The organism is Reyranella sp., assembly GCF_050185545.1.
Taxonomy (GTDB): Bacteria; Pseudomonadota; Alphaproteobacteria; order Reyranellales; family Reyranellaceae; genus Reyranella.
Window position 1 is genome coordinate 5,350 of sequence record NZ_JBFWZI010000244.1, and the last position, 3,318, is coordinate 8,667.

The 3,318-nt window shown below is 66.5% G+C and carries 2 protein-coding genes; both read right to left on the minus strand.

Features of this window, described 5'->3' with window-relative positions; translation table 11 throughout:
• Positions 1–416: 416 nt before the first annotated feature.
• Entirely contained in the window at positions 417–953 is a 537-nt protein-coding gene (gene infC, locus AB7O82_RS34585) for a translation initiation factor IF-3 (RefSeq protein ID WP_428553108.1), read from the minus strand.
• 59 nt (positions 954–1,012) lie between these two features.
• Positions 1,013–2,956 (minus strand): threonine--tRNA ligase, encoded by a 1,944-nt coding sequence (thrS, locus tag AB7O82_RS34590; RefSeq protein WP_428553105.1) that lies wholly within the window; start codon positions 2,954–2,956, stop codon positions 1,013–1,015.
• Between the last annotated feature and the right edge of the window lie 362 nt (positions 2,957–3,318).

Below are 3,318 nucleotides of genomic sequence, written 5' to 3' on the forward strand. Positions count from 1 at the left end.
ATGATGACCTGTGCCAGCAGATAGGCACCGAGCGCGATCCGGGACCGCTCGAACAGGTTCGCGGCCTGCTCCGCAACCGGCAGGTACCAGCCACTCGCCGCCGAAACGAGCCAGCCCGGCAAGGCCGCCGAGGTCGCGGTGGTCCTTGGCCCCCTGGCGGGCGGGCTCCGTCGCCTGGGCAGGGGCCGACAAGGCGTAATCGAATACCCGATGAGAACGCGGCTGCACGGCCATTGGCAGGATGATCGGCAACCGGCATCTCCCCCGGCTCTATCGCGCACTCGCCGAGTGTCGCGAGGACAAGTGTCGCGGGGTTCGGCGTTGCCGCCACGACACGGTCGCCTGCGACGGCACCAAGCGCCCGGCAATCCGCTGCCGACGGCAGGGCAGCCGGGTCGAGGGCGACTTCTTGGACGTTACTTGGGCGCCAGCACCATGATCATCTGCCGGCCTTCCATGCGCGGCATCGACTCGATCTTGGTGAGCGGGTCCATCTCGCCGCGGACGCGGTTCAGCACCTGCAGGCCGAGCTCGGCGTGGACCATCTCGCGGCCGCGGAAGCGCAGGGTCACCTTGACCTTGTCGCCTTCCTCGATGAACCGCTTCATGGCGCGCATCTTCACTTCGTAATCGTGGTCGTCGATGTTCGGGCGCATCTTGATCTCTTTGACCTCGATGACCTTCTGGTGCTTGCGCGCCTCGTGCGCCTTCTTCTGCGCTTCGTACTTGTATTTGCCGTAGTCGGAAATCTTGGCGACCGGCGGGGACGCGTTGGGCGAGATCTCGATCAGGTCGAGACTGGCCTCCTCGGCCATTTCAATCGCCTCGCGGGTGCTGACGACGCCGACCATCTCGCCATTCTCGTCGATCAGTCGGACTTGCGGCGCTCTGATCTCGCCGTTGACGCGCGGACCCTCGCGGGTGGGCGCGGTCTGCTGGGCAGGTCTTGCTATGGCTTCCTTCTCCTTCGTAAGAGCCCCGGGACAGGGCGGGTATCGAGACCACGACCGCCCTAAAAGGGCGGCCGGGCCTCCTCAGAAAGTTTAGTGACGGCGGCCCCGAGTTCAAGGACCTCTTGCTTTTCCGAGCCGAGGCGGCGGATCGCCACCGTGCGGCCGTCCATGTCGCGCCGGCCGACCGCCAGGATCAGCGGCACGTGGGCCAGAGAATGCTCGCGGACCTTGTAGTTGATCTTCTCGTTGCGCAGGTCCGTCTCGACCCGCAACCCGGCGGCGCGCAGCGCGTCGGCGACCTCGTTGGCATAGCTGTCGGCGTCGTTGACGATCGTGGCCACCACCGCTTGCGTCGGCGTCATCCAGAGCGGGAAGCGGCCGGCATAGTTCTCGACCAGGATGCCGATCATGCGCTCGAAGCTGCCAAAGATGGCGCGGTGCAGCATGACGGGCCGCCTGCGCGAGCCATCCTCGGCGACGTAGCTCGCGTCGAGCCGGTCAGGCAGCACGAAATCGACCTGCAGGGTGCCGCACTGCCAGTCGCGGCCGATCGCATCGCGCAACACGAACTCCAGCTTGGGACCGTAGAACGCCCCTTCACCCGGATTGAGGATGAGGTCGAGGCCGGCCGCCTTCGACGCCGAGCGCAGCGCGCCCTCGGCCTGGTCCCACACCGCGTCGGAGCCCGCGCGTACCGGCGGCCGGTCGGAGAACTTCACGAAGTAATCGGGGAAACCCAGGTCCCTGTAGATCGAGCCCAGCAGATTGCAGAAGCGGATCGTCTCGCTTTCGATCTGCTCCTCGCTGCAGAAGATGTGGGCGTCGTCCTGCGTGAAGTTGCGCACCCGCAGGATGCCGTGCAGCGCGCCCGACGGCTCGAAGCGATGGCACGAGCCGAACTCGGCGAGGCGCAGCGGCAGCTCGCGGTAGCTGCGCAGACCCTGGTTGAAGATCTGGACATGGCACGGGCAGTTCATCGGCTTCAGCGCGAAGATGCGCTTGGCCGGATCGTCGAAGAACTCGCGCAGCCCTTCCTCGTTCTCGCTGAGATACATGTTCTCGCGGAACTTCTCCCAGTGGCCCGACTCCTCCCACAGCTTGCGATCGACCAGCTGGGGCGTCTTCACTTCGTGGTAGCCGCCGGCCTCGAGCCTGCGGCGGATGTAGCTCTCGAGCGTGCGCCACAGCGTCCAGCCCTTGGGATGCCAGAACACCATGCCGGCCGCTTCCTCCTGCTGGTGGAAGAGGCCCATCTCGCGGCCGATCCGGCGATGGTCGCGCTTCTCGGCTTCCTCGATGCGGTGCAGGTATTCCTTCAGCTCCTTGTCGGAGAAGAAGATCGTGCCGTAGACACGCTGCAGCTGGGCGTTGCTGGCGTCGCCGCGCCAGTAGGCGCCCGACACCTTCGTGAGCTTGAACGCCTTGCCGAGCTTGCCTGTCGAGGGCAGGTGCGGGCCGAGGCACATGTCGAGCCAGCTGCCCTGCCGGTAGACCGAGATCTCCTCGTCCTTCGGCAGCTCGTCGGCCCACTCGGCCTTGAAGCTCTCGCCGTGCTTCTTGAAATAGTCCTTGATCTTCGCACGGTCCCAGACCTCGCGCTCGATCGGCAGGTTGCGGTCGACGATCTCGGCCATGCGCTGCTCGATGGCGGCAAAGTCCTCCGGCGAGAACGGCTGGTCGCGCACGAAGTCGTAGTAGAACCCGTCGTCCGTCGCCGGACCGAACGTGATCTGCGTGCCGGGGTAGAGCTCCTGGACGGCCTGCGCCAGCACGTGCGCCGCGTCGTGGCGCAGGAGCGCGAGCGCTTCGGGGTCGCGCGCTGTCACGATGCCGATCCTGGCGTCGCGGTCGACGACATGGGCGAGGTCGACCATCTTGCCGTCGACGCGCAGCGCCAGCGCCGCCTTGGCGAGCCCGGGGCCGATCGCGGCCGCGATGTCGGCGCCGTTGACCGGCTTGTCGAACGATCGGACGGATCCGTCGGGCAGGGAAATATTGATCATGGCAATCACCACACGAGAAGAATTCGAACACGGCTCCACGACCGACAGAGGCTGTCGGTCGAGCGAGGCCGGGAGGCGGCACGAGTGCGCGCGCCCGGCCGGATCAAGTTCGGTCGGTGGTGATGATGGGAGCGGTGTAGAACCGGCGTTCCATGGCGCTGGAGATAATTGCGGCAGCCGGCGGAGTCAAGTTACCAGCCCTCTTCGCCACGCTGCGCGTGGGGAGGCGTCGGCGTCTTACGCCGACCTGCCTCCGCCGAAGCGAAGCCGCTTCGGCGCGCAGGCAGGCGGAGGGGTCATGGTTTCTTCCGGACCGCGGGCGTCCCCCACGAGCCATTACACCCACCCCAGCCGGCGGGCAC